This window comes from Streptomyces sodiiphilus, assembly GCF_039529215.1.
In the GTDB taxonomy this organism is placed as follows: domain Bacteria; phylum Actinomycetota; class Actinomycetes; order Streptomycetales; family Streptomycetaceae; genus Streptomyces; species Streptomyces sodiiphilus.
The window spans coordinates 44,468-59,522 of the sequence record NZ_BAAAMJ010000072.1; the positions used below are offsets into that span (position 1 = coordinate 44,468).

A 15,055-nucleotide genomic window follows, 5' to 3' on the forward strand; every position below is an offset into this window, starting at 1 on the left:
CAGGGAGACGTATGCAACTCGCCGCCATGCTCGGAGACGCCGGAGCCGCATTCCGCCTGCCCAACGCGGAACGGGAGGCCGCTGTCGTCGCAGCGCTCAGGAGTGCCTTCGCGTCTCACGCCGGGCACAACGCCTTCTACCGCGCCCAGTGCGAGGCGGCCGGTGTCACAGCGGCCGACATCTCGTCGGTCGCGGACCTGGCCCGCATCCCCCTGCTTCCCGTGGGGATGTTCAAGCAGCCCGACGCCCACGTGCTGATGACCGCGCCGTTGACCGATGTCGAGCTGGAGATACGCAGCACCGGGACGGGTGGGGTCCCCAGCGTGGCCCGGCGGGACACCACCACCGCCACCCGGGTCGTCACCGCCCTCATCGGCCAGTACCGCGACTTCTTCGGCATCGCGAAGGGGGCGGGCCTGTTCCTCTCCCCGTCCACCGCGGAGACCCCGGAGATGGGGATGGTCAAGGTGTTCAACCTGCTCAACGGCCTCTTCGACGATCACGCCTACGTGGTGCGGGACTACGCCTTCGACCCGGAGGAGGCACTAGGCCTGCTGAACCGCTGGGAGGAGTCGATGACCCGGCACATCATCGGCCCGCCCTTCCTTGTCGGCAGACTGCTGCGCTACCTGGAACTGGAGGACATCAGTCTGAAGCTCGACCCCGAGTCCCTGGTCATCACGCTCGGCGGGTGGAAGCGGTACACCGGCGAGAGCATCAGCCGACGGGACTTCGACGAGAAGGTCGAACGTCACCTCGGTGTCCCCGCCGGGCGGGTCCGGGACATGTACGGAATGATCGAGTCGAACATGCTGGCCGTGGAGTGCGAGCATCACCGCAAGCACGTTCCCCCGTGGTCCTACATCAGCATCCGCGATGTCGAGGACACCTCCATTGAGCTGCCGGCCGGCCGGACAGGGGTGATCGCCCTGCTCGACGCGCTGAGCACCTCGTATCCGGGGTTCATCCTCAGCGAGGACGTCGGAGAGGTCGACTCTTCACCGTGCCCGTGCGGCAGGACCGGGCAGACGGTTTCCTTCCGCCGCCGGCTCCAGGGAGCAGAGCTGGGCTGCTGTGCCGTGAGCATCGAGAAGTTCCTCGACAGCCAGGAGATCGTGGCCGAGTGCGAGGTCCCCGCGGCACCGGCACGGACGGAGGCCTGAGGCATGGGCCGCTACAGCCCCACGGTGGTGGACCACTTCACCAATCCGCGCAACGCCGGCGAACTGGACGACCCCGATGTGCGCGCCTCCATCGGCAACCCGGTCTGCGGCGACCAGATCATGCTCACCGCGTACGTCGACGACGGCACTATTACCGCCATCCGCTTCCGCGCCCACGGCTGCGCCGCGGCGCTGGCCGCCGCCAGCGCGATCAGTGAGGCCTGCCACGGCGCCACCCTGGCGGAGCTCGGCACCTGGGACGCGTCCCGGGTCGACTCCCTGCTCGGCGGCCTCGCGCCCGACCAGCGGCATGTCGCCGCACTCGGCGGCCACGTGGTGAGCAGGCTCGTCAGCAACCACCGGGAGGGGGTGAACGATGACGCCCCTCTCGTCTGTTCCTGAGCTGCCCGGGTCCCGCCACCGTCCGGCTGAGGTGTACCTCGACCACGCTGCCACCAGTCCGGTGTGCCAGGAGGCAGCCGACGCCGTCCTGCGGGGCCTGAGCATCACCGGGAATCCGTCGAGCCGGCACGCCGCCGGGGACGCCGCCGCCGAGGCACTGGAGGGCGCGCGCGGTCAGCTCGCCCTCATGCTCGGATGCCCCGCGGACGACGTGGTCTTCACCAGCGGGGGGTCGGAGGCCGACGCGCTGGCTGTCTGCGGCACCGTGCTGGCCGCCGGCCCGGCCCGCTCCCACATCGTCACCACCGCGATCGAGCACTCCGCGGTTCTGGAAGCCTGCCGGCTCGCCCGTGAACTGGGCGCAGAGATCACGGTCGTGCGTCCTGACCCGAGCGGCCGGATCGACCCGGAGGACATCCGCCGGGCCCTGCGTCCTCGCACAGTCCTCGTCTCGGTGATGCACGCCAACAACGAGACCGGGGTCATCCAGCCGGTGAGCGAGATCGCCGCCCTCGCCCGGAGCGCCGGCGCCCTGATGCACACGGACGCCGTGCAGACGGCGGGGAAGCTGGACTTGGCCACCACCGGAGCTGATCTGATCTCCGTCTCCGCTCACAAGTTCTACGGGCCGAAGGGAGTCGGCGCCCTCAAGGTAGCCGCAGGAGTCCGGATGGCCCCCCTGATCCGCGGCGGCAGCCAGGAACGAGGGCTGCGCGCGGGGACGGAGAACCTCCCCGGGGTAATGGGCATGGCCGCCGCGGCGGCCGTAGCCCTGCGGCACATGGGCGATCCCGACTCGCGCTCCCGCATGCGGAGTCTTCGCACCCGGCTGACCGACGAGCTGACCTCCATCCCCGGGGCCCGTGTCAACGGTGACGGCGCACCCTGTCTGCCCGAGACCCTGAACATCTCCTTCGACGGTGTGCGCGGGGACACACTGGTGGACGTGCTCGCCGCGCACGGCGTCTGCGTCTCCGCGGGCTCCGCCTGCCACTCGGAGAGCGACGAGCCCTCGCACGTGCTCACCGCGATGGGAATCCCTCCCGAACGGGCCCGGTCCTCGGTCCGGTTCAGCCCGGGCCGGACCACCACCGCGGAATCCGTCACCCGGGCCGCCCGCGACACCGCCACGGTGGTGAGCCGCCTCCGGCTCCTCGGCCCGGCTCCCACCCTCCGGCCGACCGCTGCGCGAGAGACCTGATGATCCCACTGAAGAATCTGCTCAGCGAGCGTGCCCGTCTGATCACCTCGGTCGTCGGGGTGGGCTTCGCCGTCATGCTGGTCCTCGTGATGACCGGCATCTTCGTCGGCACCACCAACCAGGTCACCACCTACATCGACCATCATCACGAGGAGGTGTGGGTGGCCCAGCCCGGGACCACTCAGATGTTCCGCTCGGTTTCCTGGCTTCCCGACGAGACGCGCGACGAACTGCTCAAGATCCCGGGTGTGGCGGGAGCCAGTCCCGTCCTGGGCGTTCCCACGAGTTTCGTCCGGGACGGCAGCCAAACGGCGATCTACCTGCTCGGGTACGACCCGAAGGCCGCTGCGGGCGGCCCCTGGAAGCTCGCGGAGGGACGCGCGGAGGTGGCTGCCGGAGAAACGGTCCTGGACAGGGTACTGGCGGCCAAGAACGGTGTCGGTGTCGGCGACACCGTGGAGCTGGCGGACGCCTCCTTCACTGTCGTGGGGCTCTCCGAGGAGACGGCGGCGGTGGGCAACTTCTACGCCTTCATCTCCCTGGAGGACGCCAAGGAACGGCTCCGCGCCGACAACCGGGTCAGTTACTTCCTGGTGCAGCCGGAGCCCGGAGCCGATCCCGGTGACCTCGCCGCAGCGATCGACGAGCGGCTTCCCGGAGCGGTCGCCCTCACCTCCGGCGAGTTCTCCGACAACAGCCGCGAGATCGTCATCTCGATGATGGGGCGCCCCTTCTACGCGATGATCGCGATCGGTGTGCTGGTCGGCGTCGCCCTGGTGTCCCTCACAGTGCTGGCGAGCGCCGCCGAGCAGATGCGGGAGTTCGGCGTGCTGAAGGCGATCGGGGTCGCCACCCCACAGGTCTACGGCATCGTGCTCACCCAGGCGGCGCTCCTGGCCGTCTCCGGTTACGCCCTTGGAGCCTCCGTGACCTACGGGCTGCAGTTCCTGCTGGCGGAACGGATGGGCGACGTCACCATCGAGATCACCGCCCCGGTACTCCTGGCGATGTTCGCCGTGACCCTGGTGATGGCCGCGCTCGGGTCGATCGGGCCGGTCCGCCGCGTGACCCGGCTCGACCCCGCCATCGCCTTCCGCAACTGATGCACCCCGCCATCCCGGCCGAGAAACAGGAGCACCCCATGAGATGCCCGGTCTGCGGCGCCGAAGCGACGGCCGCCCGCTGCGGAGGCTGTAACCGCCCGTTGCTGCCCCCGCTGCAGGACGGCCCCGCGCTGCGGCTCGAGGACATCGAGCACACCTACGGCACGGGCGCGGCCGCGGTGCACGCCTTGCGCGGCACCTCCTTCGCGGCCGCACGCGGCGAGATCACCGTCATCTCCGGCCCTTCGGGAGGAGGCAAGTCCACCGCACTGCTGACGATGGGCCTGCTGCTGCGGCCCACGTCCGGGACGGTCAGCGTGGCGGGCGAGCCCCTGCACGAGGCCTCCGAGAAACGGCGGGCGCGGGTCCGGCTGCTCCGGATGGGCTTCGTCTTCCAGCAGTTCAACCTGCTCGCCGCGCTGACCGCGGAGGAGAACGTCCTGGTCCCGTTGCGTTACGCCGGAGTGGCCGCCGAGGCGGCGCGCGACCGTGCCCGCGACCTGCTGAGGAGGCTCGGGCTGGAGCGCCGGGCGGTCCACCGCCCGGCGGATCTTTCCGGCGGCGAGAAGCAGCGGGTGGCCGTTGCCCGGGCTCTCGCGCTGGGACCCGACATCGTGCTGGCGGACGAGCCCACCGCCAACCTCGATTCCCGCGCCGGCCGGCAGGTGACCGAGCAGCTGGCCGAGCTGGCCCGCGCCCAGCGCTCCGCCGTGGTTGTCGTCACCCACGACACACGGCTCGCTCCCCTGGCCGACCGGGTGCTGCACCTGGAGGACGGCCGGCTGAACCCCGCCCCCGCGGGCCGGGAGGAGGACCGGTGACCGGCGGAACCGGGCACGAGCCCGCACCCCCGCACCTGGCCCGCGAAGCACCCCTGGTGACCGTGCCGGAACCGGAACGCGCCGCGGCGGTGGCGCTGAACGCACCGGTCCGCAGCCTCCAGATGCTCGACCTGCAGACGGCCGCCGGCGCGACGGAGATCTACGTCGCGCTGCGGCCCCCCGCCCAGGAGGGGAACAGCTTCGACTCCCTTCCCGGCGTCCGGGACGGCGACCCCACCCAGGTCACCAGCGGCAGGCTCCTGGAGGAGATCATCGCCCAAGCGCACGCCGGGGGCCTGCGTGTCCACCTGTGTGCCGACGCACCGGCGGTGGCGGACGGGGACCGCGGGGGGTATCTCCGGCACGTCGCCGGAGGCCTCGCCGCAGGCGCCGATACGGTCGTCGTAGGCTCCGCTGCGACGGCACGCTGGGTCTCCCGCGCGCACCCGGACGCCCTCCTGGTGGCGGGCGCACCGCTGGGCGTGACCACCGTCGCGTGGGCACGGCACCTGCTCGACGCCTACGGAGTACGCCGCGTGGTCCTGCCGCACGCGACCACCCTCGACGAGATCGCCGAGTTCTGCTCGGTCCCCGGCCTCGACGTCGAGGTACCGGTGCAGACCGGCTCGGGCGCCGACTGCCACCACTGCCGGCTGCCGGACCAGCGAGGTTCCGGCCTGGGCTGCCGGGCCGGCTACCGCATGGTGCCGGTCACCGGCGGTCCGCAGTCCTCCGCGGAGACCGTCGCGCTGCTCGACGGCGCCTCGGACTGCGCGCTGTGCGATGTCCCTGCCCTGGCCGCGCTCGGGGTCGCGGCACTGCAGGTTCCCGGCAGGGAAAGTCCCATCGTGCGCCAGAACGCCAAGATCACTCAGATGTACCGACGAGCGCTCGACGGGGCGGCACACGGCCGTACCACGGCACAGGTCATCGCCGACATCGACCGGGTGGAGCTGATGTGGCAGATGGCCTGGGTCCCCCGCATGTGCGAACAACAGCGCTGCCGCTTCCGTGACACGGCGCAGCGGCGCTCACTCGTCTGAGACCGGAGGAGCCGAACCGCATGAGAGTGGAGATCCGTCTCGCCACGCCGGAGCGCCTGGAGGAAGTGCTCGCCCTGCCCGTCGACGCCGTGAGCTTCGGCCAGGAGGGCTGCTGGACGAAGCTGCCTTCCCGGGCAGAGCTGCGCGCCGCCGCCGAGGCCGTGCGCGGCGCGGGGCGCCAGGCGGGGGTCGTGCTTCCGGCAGCCTGGCAGCGTACGGCGGAGCCGATCGCGGAGCTCGGGGCAGCGCTGGCCGGGGACGGACCTGTGTCACTGACCGTCAACGACCCCGGGACCCTGGCGGTGCTCGCCGGTACACCGGCCGGGGAGGCCGGGCTGTGCATAGGCCTGGCACTGTCACCCGGGCGCCCGCACGCCGTCGGGCCCTCTCCGCGGAGCCCTTCGGAACCCGCCGTCTACGAGGACGGCTTCCTGGAGGAGCTGGAGACCTTCCCGGCCCGGGTGCTGGAGGCCGACGCGGGAGCACTGGTGCCCGAGCGCCCCGGCTGGCGGGTGAGACGCATGCTCGATGTGGTTCCTGTCGCCTGGTCACGGTCGTGTCCGACAGCCCGCCACCACGGCCTTCCTCTGCCCGGATGCCGCTCCGCGTGCGACACGCCGCTCACTGTCACCGCCGCCACACGGTGGCAGCTGGGTCACGGGCACCGCGCCCCCGTCGCCGTCGCGGACCGGCGGCATCAGGAGGTGCTCACCGTCCTGGGCAACGCGGTCTACGTTCCGGCTCCCCCGGAAGCACCGGTATTCCCGGACGTGATCATCGACGCCCGTTTTCACCCGCCCGCCGCCCTGGCCGAACGGGTCACCGCCGCGCGGCGGTGGTCAACCGCAGCACCACAGGAGATGTGATGGTCGATCTGGCCCTGAGTACCGAACAGCAGGACATCGTCGAACAGGCCCGGGCAGTCGCCCGCCGGTGCCTGGCACCCCGGGCGGCCGTTCACGACCGGACCGGCACCTTCCCCGCGGAGAACATCGCGGATCTGCACCGTGCCGGGTTCCTCGGGCTCCTGGTCCCCGAGGAGTACGGCGGGGCAGGGGCGGACCTGACCGCATGGGCCCTGGTCGTGGCCGAGTTCGCGGAGGCCTGCGGCTCCACCGCGCTCATCTACGCCATGCACTCCGGCGCGGCCCGGTTGCTGGCCGCGGACACTTCCGGCGCGTCGGAAGCCGAACGGATCCTGCGCGAAGTGGTGACCGAAGGACGCCTGCTGAGCTGGGGATTCTCCGAGCCCGGAACGGGCGGCAACATCCTGGCGCCGCAACTGCGGGCCGAAGCCGGGGGCGAGTCCGTGACGCTGCGGGGCACCAAGGCGTTCTGCACCGCCGCGGGCCATGCGGACTACTACGTGATCAACGCGCACAGCGGCCGGGCGGAATTCCGGCGCAGCCAGACCATCGCCGTGCTGCCGGCGGACCTCTCCGGCCTGACCGTCAAGGAAACCTGGGACGCCATGGGCATGCGGGCCAACAGCGCGAACACCCTGGCACTCGACTGCGAAATACCCACCGGGAACTGCCTGGGTGGTCCGGGCGGCGGAGTCCCTCTGCTGACTCACGCCCTGCCGGCACTGGTGCTGGGTCTGGCCGCCGCCTCCCTGGGGGTGGCCCGGGCCGCCCAGTCCTATGCCGCCGGGCATGTCACGCGACGGACACTCGCTCCTTCCGGGCAGGTCCTCGCCGCCTTCCAGGGAGTGCGGCTGCACATCGCGGACATGGCCACAGCCGTGCACACCGCACATCTCTCCCTGCTGCACGGCGCGTGGACCGCCGAGAACGACCCTCTGGAGGCCCTCGCGGCCCTGAACATGACCAAGTACATCTGCAATCGAACGGCCATCACCGTCGCCGACACCGCCATGCAGGTCACCGGAGGGCACGGTTTTCTGCGGTCGAACCCCCTGGAGAGGCACTACCGGGACGCGCGTGCCGGAGCCGTCATGGGGGCCAGTCTGGACGCGCTGCGCGACATGATCGGCAAGGCGGCTCTGGGCCTCGATCCCCGCGGAGACATTGTTCCCACCCCCCGTCAGGCAGGAGACCGCTGACATGACCGCACCCGTACCGTCCGACGACGAGATCGTGACCGCCCTGCGCGACATCATGGCCGCCGTGCTCAGCGACGAGGACCTCGCCCGTACCGATCTGGCCGGGGTCACGGCCGAAACACCACTGCTGAGCCTCCCTCTGGACTCGGTCACCCTGATGGCCGTCATCGCGGAGATCGAGGAGAGGTTCCGGGTCTACATCCCGGAGCACAGGGCGTTCGCCTTCACCCGGGTGGGCGAGCTGGTGGAGTACGTCGGGGAACGGGCACGGGCCAAGGCCGGCCGAGCGGCCCGGTGAGGGGAGCACACATGATCCCCACTGCCACTCTCCTGCCGGTGGACCTCCGCGCGGTGGCAGAGCACTCCGGCGGCGTCACCTTCCTGGATTCCAGGGAGGTGACCGGCGAGCTGACCTACGCGGATCTCGCCCTGCGGGCACGGGGCGCCACGGGAGCCCTCCGGGACCGGGAACTGCGCCCGGGCGCCCGTGTCCTGCTGCCCCTGCCCACCGGCCCCGAGTACCTCATCGCGCTCCTCGGCTGCCTGGCCGGCGGTTTCGTTCCCTGCACGGTCCCTCCCCCGATCCGCCCCGAGGACCCCGGCTCCACGGGTATGCGCCAGTTCCGTGCGGCGCTCGAGGCGGTCGTGCCCGACGCGGTGGTCATGGCGGGGCCCCCTCCGGCCGGGCTGTCCGGCGGCGGACCCCCCTTCCTGGACACGACCGACCTGGCGCATCCTCCGGTACCCGAGGACTCCCTGCCCGCAGCCGGGCCGGACACGCTCCATCACATCCAGCTCACCTCGGGTTCCACATCCGCTCCGCGGGCGGCCGTCCTCACGCACGGCCAGGTGGCCGCGAGCCTGTCGGCGAATCTCGGGGCGCTGGAACCCCTGACACCGCACGAGCGCATCCTGCACTGGCTTCCGCTTCATCACGACATGGGTTTCGTCCTGACGCTGACGGCATTGCACGCGGGCCTGCCACTGGACCTCATGCCGTCGATCGCGTTCTTGCGGGACCCCCTGTCGTGGCTTCGGCACATCTCCCGGCGTGGCGCCACCGTCACCGCGGCTCCCCCCTTCGGCTACCGCGCGGCGGCGGAACGCAGCCGTCGCGCACCCGTGGCGGGGCTGGACCTGTCGTCGCTCCGGCAGGCATACGTGGGCGCGGAACCCATCCCTTTCTCCGTTCTCTCCGCCTTCCAGGAGGAATTCGCCGGCCGAGGGCTCGCGGAGGACGTCCTGATCCCCTGCTACGGCATGGCCGAGACAGTCCTGGCCTCGACGATGTCGCTCGGCACCACCCCTTCCGGTGAACTCGGCTGGGGACGGGTCAGGGCTGTCCGCCTGGACAGGGAGGCCCTGCGCGAGAACCGTGCTGTCGAGGCCCGCGAGAGAGCCCCCGCGCTCACCAGCGTGGCGTGCGGCAGGCCGGTGAGCGGCCTGAGCGTGGAGATCCGCACCCCGGAGGGACGGCTCTGTGCCGAAGGGGAGGTCGGCGAGATCGTCCTGAGCGGCGACTCGGTGATGGCCGGCTACCTGGGGCCCGGCGGACGCCCCGTACCGGTGCCCGGAGGACGTCATGCCAGCGGTGATCTCGGCTTCCTGCGCAACGGTGAGCTCCACGTCGTGGGCCGTGTGAAGGAAATGCTGGTCGTGCGGGGGAAGAACCTCCCGCCCTACGACGTCGAGGCGGCCGTCGAGAGTCATCCGGACGTTGCCGCCGGGGCCGCCGCGGTCTTCTCCTGTACGGACGACGACGGAGAGTACGTGGTCGCGGTCGTGGAGAGCCGCCACGGCCCGGCCGGCTCCGGAACGCTCCGGGAGGAGATCGCCGCGCTCGTGCGCGGTGCGTTCGGATTCACCCCGCGCGAGGTCGTGGTCGTGCGCAGGGGCCGGATTCCCCGGACCACGAGCGGGAAGCGGCAGCGGGCCGGGTTGCGGGACGCCTACCTCCGTGGGGAGCTGCTCTAGTGTCCCCCGGATCCCCGCCTGCGGGCCGCTCTGCTTCCCCGCCGGTGCGCCCCGGCGGGGAAGCAGACCTCTTCCGCCACGTGATGTCGGAACTGCCCAGTGGCGTGACGGTGGTGACCACGATGTCCCCCGCGGGGCCGACGGGGATGACGGTCAGTGCGGTCACTTCCCTGTCTCTGCGCCCCGCGCTTCTGCTGATTTGCCTGGCCAACGGATCGGGCACTCTCGCCCGCGTTCTCCAGCGAGGGGCGTTCGCCGTCAATGTGCTCGGCAGTTCCATGGCGGAGACCTCCCTGGTGTTCGCACAGAGGCCACCGCACGAGCGGTTCGCCGGCACCGGCCACCGGCTTCACGACGGTCTTCCTCTGCTGAACGGCGCTGTGGCGTGGGCGACCTGCCGGGTGACCATCACTTACCCGGGAGGGGACCACACCATCGTGGTCGGCGCGGTGACCGGTGCGGCGCGCCACGGGGGTGATCCACTGGTGCGCCATCGCGGCACGTACCGGCCGCTGGGCTGATCCGGGGCCGCCCGGGCATTCGCCGTGCTCACAGGAACATCCGGGGGATGCGGTCCAGGGGCAGGGCGGCCCAGACGGTCTTGCCGCCGACGGCCGTCGGCTCCACCCCGCAGCGGCCACCCGCCTCCGCGGTGATGACCTTGACCAGCAGCAGGCCCCGGCCACTGGTGTTCTCCAGCGCCGGGGCCTGCTCCAGCGCCTTGGGCCGGTAGGGATGTCCGTCCTCGACCGCGACACGCACCCAGCGGTCGTCCACTGCCACCTCGACCCCTATCCGCGGGGTGAGCAGCGCGGCGTGCCGGATGCCGTTGGTGACCAGTTCCGTGAGGATCAGCAGCAGCCCCTGGAGGAGGTCGTCGGAGACCGGCACCTGCTGGCGGCGCAGCAGCTCCCGCACCGCGCGCCGGATCTGCGGAACCGACGCCTCGGCCGGGGCCACGGTGAACCGCCACGCCCCCTCGCGCGGGGGTGGCGGGGGGACGGCCCGCTGTGGCGGGGCGTCCGATCGGCTGTCCATGATGTCCGGCACACTTGTCCCTCTCGCACGGTGTCGCGGCGCCCCCGCTCCCGGCGGGGGTCTCACTCACCTTCCGAGTGTTGGCATGTGCCAGCGCCTCATGACGGAGTGACCTCAAGTCACCGCATCTGGCCGGGTTCTGAGCGGTTGTCTCCGACCGGGACCATTCCCGGTCCGGGTTTTGTGCACTTCCGCCCCGCTCATTCCGGTGTGACCATATTGGCGAACCCCGGGGACCGAAGAGCTCCCAGCACTCCGGGCGGGCCCGGGCACGGCGCCGCGGGGCGCGTCGCGGACTGCCGATAGCATCGCGGCCATGGAGCCAGCTCTGTTGTGCGAGGTGTCCGGCGCGTTGGCGACCGTCACCATCAGCAACCCCGCGAAGCGCAACGCCATGACACCCGGCATGTGGCGGCAGCTCCCGGCTCTGCTGGACAGGCTGGCGGCCGACGCCTCGGTGCGCGTCCTGGTCCTGACCGGGGCCGGGAACACGTTCTGCGCCGGTGCCGACATCTCCAGCCTCGGCGGGGCCGACGACCCCCGCGACCTGGCGGCCGCCGCCGAGGACGCCCTGGCGGCCTTTCCCAAGCCGGCCCTGGCGGTCCTGCGCGGTCACTGCGTGGGGGGCGGCTGCCAGCTCGCCGTGGCCTGCGATCTGCGGTTCGCCGCGGAGGGCACCGTGTTCGGCATCACACCCGCCCGCCTGGGCATCGTCTACCCGGCCTCCTCGACGCAGCGACTGGTGCGGCTGACCGGGCCTTCGGCGGCCAAGCACCTGCTCTTCTCCGCCGAGCTGATCGGCACCGGCAGGGCGCTGCGCACCGGCCTGGTGGACGAGGTGCTGCCGGCCGGGCAACTGGACGACCGAGTACGGGAGTTCACTCAAGCACTGGTGGAGCGCTCACAGCTGACCCAGGCCGCGGCCAAGGAGTTCGCCGACGGCCCCGCGGATGCCGCCAGGATCGCCCACTGGGCGGAAGCGGCCCGCGCCGGCGGCGAAGCCGAGGAGGGCGTCTCGGCGTTCCTGGAACGGCGGCCTCCGCGCTTCGGCCGGCACCCCCACGGCCTCCCACCGTCGACTACCCATGGGTAACGTACGCGCCATGACGTCTCCTGCTTCTCTTCCCGCGCGGGCGGGGCGGCACTGCCACGCCGCCTTGAACCCGCTGCACTCCACGCTGTACTTCTCCCCCGACCTCGGCTCGCAGCTCGCGGAGTGCGGCATCACCGACTCCCGCACCGCGTACTTCGCCGCCCGCGCGGCCCCGCTGGGCGCGGTGGGGGCGGCGACCGTCACCGCCGTCTTCTACAACTTCAGCCCCGCGCTGGTCGCCCGCCATGTGCCGGCGGCATGGGACCTCGCCTCCCCCGAGACGGTGCTCGCGGCCCGGCTCCGTGCGGTGGACGCCACTTGGCGGCGGCTGCTGGGCGAGGAGGCGGCATCGTCCGCGGAGATGGCGGAGGCGGCGGACCTCGCCCTGCGCGCCGCCGAGGCCTGCCGGCCGCACGGCCGCCCGCTGTGCGCCGCCCACGCGGCCCTGCCGGTGCCCGATGCCCCCCATCTGCGGCTGTGGCACGCGGCGACCGTGCTGCGTGAGCACCGCGGCGACGGCCACCTGACCGTCCTGCTGCGCGAAGGGCTCGACCCACTGGAGGCACTGGTCAGCCACTCGGCCAGCGGTCACGGCCCGTCCCGGGACTGGCTGGCCGACACCCGCGGCTGGCGGGAGGAGGACTGGTCCGCCGCCGAGGAGCGGCTGCGCGAGCGGGGCCTGCTGAACCGCCACGGCAGGCTGACCGAGGACGGCAGCGCGCTGCGCAAGGAGATCGAGAACGAGACCGACCGGCTGGACCGCGCGCCCTACGAGCACCTCGGCGCGGACGGCGTGCGGCGCCTGACCGTGCTGGCGGGCGGGTTCGCCGCGGCGGCGCGGGAAGCCGGAGCCTTCCCTCCCGCCCTGCTCGGCGGCTGAGGCCCCACCGGTCAGGCCGGCCACCCGGCCGGCCTGTCAGTGGCCTGCCCTCGGCCGGCAGCGGCGGCCGGAGCGCGGCGGCGGGGCCGTCAGGCGGAAGCGCCGAGCAGGTCGGCGGCTGCCGTCGCGGAGGCCCAGGAGACCGTGACGCCGGCGCCGCCGTGGCCGTACTGGTGGACGCAGACGGCCCCGCCGGGCAGGTCCTCCCGCTCCAGGCGCACGTTCGGCCGGAAGGGGCGCAGGCCGGTGCGGACGCCCAGGACCCGGGCGCCGAGCACCCGGGGGTCGATCCGGGCGCAGCGGCGCACGATCGCCTCGGTGGCGGCCGGGTCGGGTCCCAGGTCCTCGGCTCCGTCCTGGGCGGTACCGCCCAGGACGAGGCCGTAGGGCTGGGGCAGCAGGTAGGTGCTGTCCGGGCTGCCGGGCTCGGCGGCCACGTACCACTCCTCCACCCCGGGGTTCTCCACGATCACCAGCCGCCCCTGGACGGGCCGCACCCGGGGATCGGGGACCAGCTCGCGGGCGCCGAGCCCGGTGCAGTTGACCACGGCCGGGGCCGCCGTGCCGGCCTCGGCCGGGCTGCGCACCGCCCGCCGCTCGTGATGCCCGCCCGCGTCCGTGAGCCGGTCGCGCAGATACCGGAGGTAGGACGGCATGTCGATCAGGGCGGTGGTGGCCCGCACCGCGGAGTCCGGGTCCTCGCCCCCGGGCAGCTCGCCCGGGCCGGGCCGGCGCGCGTCGACGCACGACGCCCACGGCTCGGGCATCCAGGGCCTCACCAGCACGCCCGTGGCCATCCGGACCCCGGTCCGGGCCGGATCACCGGCCAGCCCGGTGAACGTCCGCAGGGAGGCCACCGCCCACCGGGCCGCCGTGCGCTCGGGTCGGATGCGGTAGGGCCAGCACAGGCCCCCGGCCACCGCCGAGACGGTGTCCCGGGCCGGTTCCCGGGTCCATACCCGGACCGGGTGCCCGCGCTCGGCCAGCACCACGGCGGTGGTCAGCCCGATGACGCCGCCGCCGAGCACGATCACCTCGTCCATGTGCCCACGCTAGGCGCTCACCGGCCCGGCGGGGAGGGCCGGCCTTCACCGGCGCGCCGGTGAAGGCCGGGATCAGGCCTTGCCGCGGGCCACCAGACGGGCCTTGCGGGCCGCCAGGCGCTCGTCGAACTTGGCCGCCTCGGCGTCCAGGCCACCCATGTACATGCCCAGTTCTTCCTGGGCTTTCGCGCCCTCCGGCCCCAGGCCGGGGATCTCCAGCACCTTGAGGAAGCGCAGCACCGGTTCGAGGACGTCGTCGTGGTGGATGCGCAGGTTGTAGATCCCGCCGATCGCCATCTGGGCCGCGGCGCGCTCGAAGCCGGGCATGCCGTGGCCGGGCATCCGGAAGTTCACCACCACGTCCCGCACCGCCTGCATGGTGAGGTCGGGGGCGATCTCGAAGGCCGCGCCCAGCAGGTTGCGGTAGAAGACCATGTGCAGGTTCTCGTCGTTGGCGATGCGCGCCAGCATCCGGTCGCACACCGGGTCGCCCGACTGGTGACCGGTGTTGCGGTGCGAGATGCGGGTGGCCAGCTCCTGGAACGCCACATAGGCGACCGAGTGCAGCATGGAGTGGCCATTGTCCGACTCGAAGCCCTCGGACATGTGGGCCATCCGGAAGTTCTCCAGCTGCACCGGGTCCACGGCCCGGGAGGTGAGGAGATAGTCCCGCATGACGATGCCGTGCCGGCCCTCCTCCGCCGTCCAGCGGTGCACCCAGGTGCCCCAGGCACCGTCGCGGCCGAAGAGGGTGGCGATCTCGTGGTGGTAGCTGGGCAGGTTGTCCTCGGTCAGCAGGTTCACCACGAGGGCGATCTTGCCGATGTCGGTCACTTTGGACTGCTCGGGCGCCCAGGGCTCGCCGCCGAGCGGCCCGTCGAAGTTGCGGCCGTCGCTCCACGGCACGTACTCGTGGGGCATCCAGTCCTTGGCGACCTTCAGGTGCCGGTTGAGCTCCTTCTCGACAACCTCTTCCAGGGCGTGCAGCAGCCGTGCGTCGGTCCACTCGTCCGGTTGGGCGAGATAGGCAGGGCTGTGGGTCACAGTGGCTCCAGGCAGAGACGGGAAACGAGTACCTACGAAACCGTAGGTTACGGCACCGTAAGTTGTTACCCGCGAGTCTGGCAAGACGTGACCCGCCGAGTGAGCGTCACATCACCTCGTCAAGCCCGTCCGGCAGCAAGGGAACAGGACGCCGGGGGCCCGGAAGCGGGAAATTCCGCTTCCGC

Annotated in this window: 16 protein-coding genes; 13 read left to right on the forward strand and 3 right to left on the reverse strand. The window is 72.1% G+C overall.

What is annotated here, in order from left to right:
* Nucleotides 1-11 precede the first annotated feature (11 nt).
* From ABD299_RS23100 to ABD299_RS23150, 11 genes are all read left to right on the forward strand, one after another.
* On the forward strand, nucleotides 12-1,163 hold the full coding sequence (locus ABD299_RS23100) for a LuxE/PaaK family acyltransferase (RefSeq protein ID WP_344266100.1): 1,152 nt from the start codon (nucleotides 12-14) through the stop codon (nucleotides 1,161-1,163).
* A gap of 3 nt (nucleotides 1,164-1,166) precedes the next feature.
* The gene (locus ABD299_RS23105; protein ID WP_344266103.1) at nucleotides 1,167-1,565 is read left to right on the forward strand and encodes an iron-sulfur cluster assembly scaffold protein; all 399 of its coding nucleotides are present in this window, start codon (nucleotides 1,167-1,169) and stop codon (nucleotides 1,563-1,565) included.
* Between the two features lie 31 nt (nucleotides 1,566-1,596).
* A complete protein-coding gene (locus ABD299_RS23110) occupies nucleotides 1,597-2,766 on the forward strand; it encodes a cysteine desulfurase family protein (protein ID WP_344266106.1) in 1,170 nt (389 codons plus the stop codon).
* Nucleotides 2,766-3,869, forward strand: a complete 1,104-nt coding sequence (locus ABD299_RS23115; protein ID WP_344266109.1) for an ABC transporter permease — start codon at nucleotides 2,766-2,768, stop codon at nucleotides 3,867-3,869. Before ABD299_RS23110 ends, ABD299_RS23115 begins: the two co-directional genes overlap by 1 nt.
* A gap of 38 nt (nucleotides 3,870-3,907) precedes the next feature.
* Nucleotides 3,908-4,690, forward strand: a complete 783-nt coding sequence (locus ABD299_RS23120) for an ABC transporter ATP-binding protein (protein WP_344266112.1) — start codon at nucleotides 3,908-3,910, stop codon at nucleotides 4,688-4,690.
* The gene (locus ABD299_RS23125) at nucleotides 4,687-5,733 is read left to right on the forward strand and encodes a U32 family peptidase (RefSeq protein ID WP_344266115.1); all 1,047 of its coding nucleotides are present in this window, start codon (nucleotides 4,687-4,689) and stop codon (nucleotides 5,731-5,733) included. The genes ABD299_RS23120 and ABD299_RS23125 overlap by 4 nt, the downstream gene beginning before the upstream one ends.
* A 20-nt stretch (nucleotides 5,734-5,753) precedes the next feature.
* Entirely contained in the window at nucleotides 5,754-6,599 is an 846-nt protein-coding gene (locus ABD299_RS23130) for a hypothetical protein (protein WP_344266117.1), read from the forward strand.
* On the forward strand, nucleotides 6,599-7,798 hold the full coding sequence (locus ABD299_RS23135; protein WP_344266119.1) for an acyl-CoA dehydrogenase family protein: 1,200 nt from the start codon (nucleotides 6,599-6,601) through the stop codon (nucleotides 7,796-7,798). The genes ABD299_RS23130 and ABD299_RS23135 overlap by 1 nt, the downstream gene beginning before the upstream one ends.
* 1 nt (nucleotide 7,799) lies before the next feature.
* Nucleotides 7,800-8,096 (forward strand): acyl carrier protein, encoded by a 297-nt coding sequence (locus ABD299_RS23140; protein WP_344266121.1) that lies wholly within the window; start codon nucleotides 7,800-7,802, stop codon nucleotides 8,094-8,096.
* A gap of 11 nt (nucleotides 8,097-8,107) precedes the next feature.
* Complete coding sequence (locus ABD299_RS23145) at nucleotides 8,108-9,772, forward strand: AMP-binding protein (RefSeq protein ID WP_344266124.1); 1,665 nt, start codon at nucleotides 8,108-8,110, stop codon at nucleotides 9,770-9,772.
* 83 nt (nucleotides 9,773-9,855) lie between these two features.
* Nucleotides 9,856-10,293, forward strand: a complete 438-nt coding sequence (locus ABD299_RS23150) for a flavin reductase family protein (protein ID WP_344266190.1) — start codon at nucleotides 9,856-9,858, stop codon at nucleotides 10,291-10,293.
* 28 nt (nucleotides 10,294-10,321) lie between these two features.
* Here the strand turns inward: ABD299_RS23150 and ABD299_RS23155 are convergent, their stop codons facing one another.
* Nucleotides 10,322-10,810, reverse strand: coding sequence for an ATP-binding protein (locus ABD299_RS23155; RefSeq protein ID WP_344266127.1), 489 nt, complete (start codon nucleotides 10,808-10,810; stop codon nucleotides 10,322-10,324).
* Between the two features lie 316 nt (nucleotides 10,811-11,126).
* On the opposite strand from ABD299_RS23155, the gene ABD299_RS23160 reads away from it, so the two are divergent.
* Together ABD299_RS23160 and ABD299_RS23165 are read left to right on the forward strand one after the other, a co-directional pair.
* Complete coding sequence (locus ABD299_RS23160; protein WP_344266130.1) at nucleotides 11,127-11,903, forward strand: enoyl-CoA hydratase/isomerase family protein; 777 nt, start codon at nucleotides 11,127-11,129, stop codon at nucleotides 11,901-11,903.
* Nucleotides 11,904-11,913: 10 nt separating this feature from the next.
* Nucleotides 11,914-12,783 (forward strand): SCO6745 family protein, encoded by an 870-nt coding sequence (locus ABD299_RS23165; RefSeq protein ID WP_344266133.1) that lies wholly within the window; start codon nucleotides 11,914-11,916, stop codon nucleotides 12,781-12,783.
* An 89-nt stretch (nucleotides 12,784-12,872) separates the two neighbouring features.
* Here ABD299_RS23165 and ABD299_RS23170 read toward each other — a convergent pair whose 3' ends face one another.
* Nucleotides 12,873-13,826, reverse strand: coding sequence for an FAD-dependent oxidoreductase (locus ABD299_RS23170; RefSeq protein ID WP_344266136.1), 954 nt, complete (start codon nucleotides 13,824-13,826; stop codon nucleotides 12,873-12,875).
* 72 nt (nucleotides 13,827-13,898) lie between these two features.
* Complete coding sequence (locus tag ABD299_RS23175; protein WP_344266138.1) at nucleotides 13,899-14,870, reverse strand: acyl-ACP desaturase; 972 nt, start codon at nucleotides 14,868-14,870, stop codon at nucleotides 13,899-13,901.
* Nucleotides 14,871-15,055 lie beyond the last annotated feature (185 nt).

Excerpts from the sequence above, each read along its gene's own strand:
- ABD299_RS23115 (WP_344266109.1), top strand. The coding sequence starts at position 2,766 with ATGATCCCACTGAAGAATCTGCTCAGCGAGCGTGCCCGTCTGATCACC.
- ABD299_RS23155 (WP_344266127.1), bottom strand. The coding sequence starts at position 10,810 with ATGGACAGCCGATCGGACGCCCCGCCACAGCGGGCCGTCCCCCCGCCA.
- ABD299_RS23150 (WP_344266190.1), top strand. The coding sequence starts at position 9,856 with ATGTCGGAACTGCCCAGTGGCGTGACGGTGGTGACCACGATGTCCCCC.
- ABD299_RS23135 (WP_344266119.1), top strand. The coding sequence starts at position 6,599 with ATGGTCGATCTGGCCCTGAGTACCGAACAGCAGGACATCGTCGAACAG.
- ABD299_RS23145 (WP_344266124.1), top strand. The coding sequence starts at position 8,108 with ATGATCCCCACTGCCACTCTCCTGCCGGTGGACCTCCGCGCGGTGGCA.
- ABD299_RS23165 (WP_344266133.1), top strand. The coding sequence starts at position 11,914 with ATGACGTCTCCTGCTTCTCTTCCCGCGCGGGCGGGGCGGCACTGCCAC.
- ABD299_RS23140 (WP_344266121.1), top strand. The coding sequence starts at position 7,800 with ATGACCGCACCCGTACCGTCCGACGACGAGATCGTGACCGCCCTGCGC.
- ABD299_RS23160 (WP_344266130.1), top strand. The coding sequence starts at position 11,127 with ATGGAGCCAGCTCTGTTGTGCGAGGTGTCCGGCGCGTTGGCGACCGTC.
- ABD299_RS23105 (WP_344266103.1), top strand. The coding sequence starts at position 1,167 with ATGGGCCGCTACAGCCCCACGGTGGTGGACCACTTCACCAATCCGCGC.
- ABD299_RS23170 (WP_344266136.1), bottom strand. The coding sequence starts at position 13,826 with ATGGACGAGGTGATCGTGCTCGGCGGCGGCGTCATCGGGCTGACCACC.
- ABD299_RS23130 (WP_344266117.1), top strand. The coding sequence starts at position 5,754 with ATGAGAGTGGAGATCCGTCTCGCCACGCCGGAGCGCCTGGAGGAAGTG.
- ABD299_RS23100 (WP_344266100.1), top strand. The coding sequence starts at position 12 with ATGCAACTCGCCGCCATGCTCGGAGACGCCGGAGCCGCATTCCGCCTG.
- ABD299_RS23120 (WP_344266112.1), top strand. The coding sequence starts at position 3,908 with ATGAGATGCCCGGTCTGCGGCGCCGAAGCGACGGCCGCCCGCTGCGGA.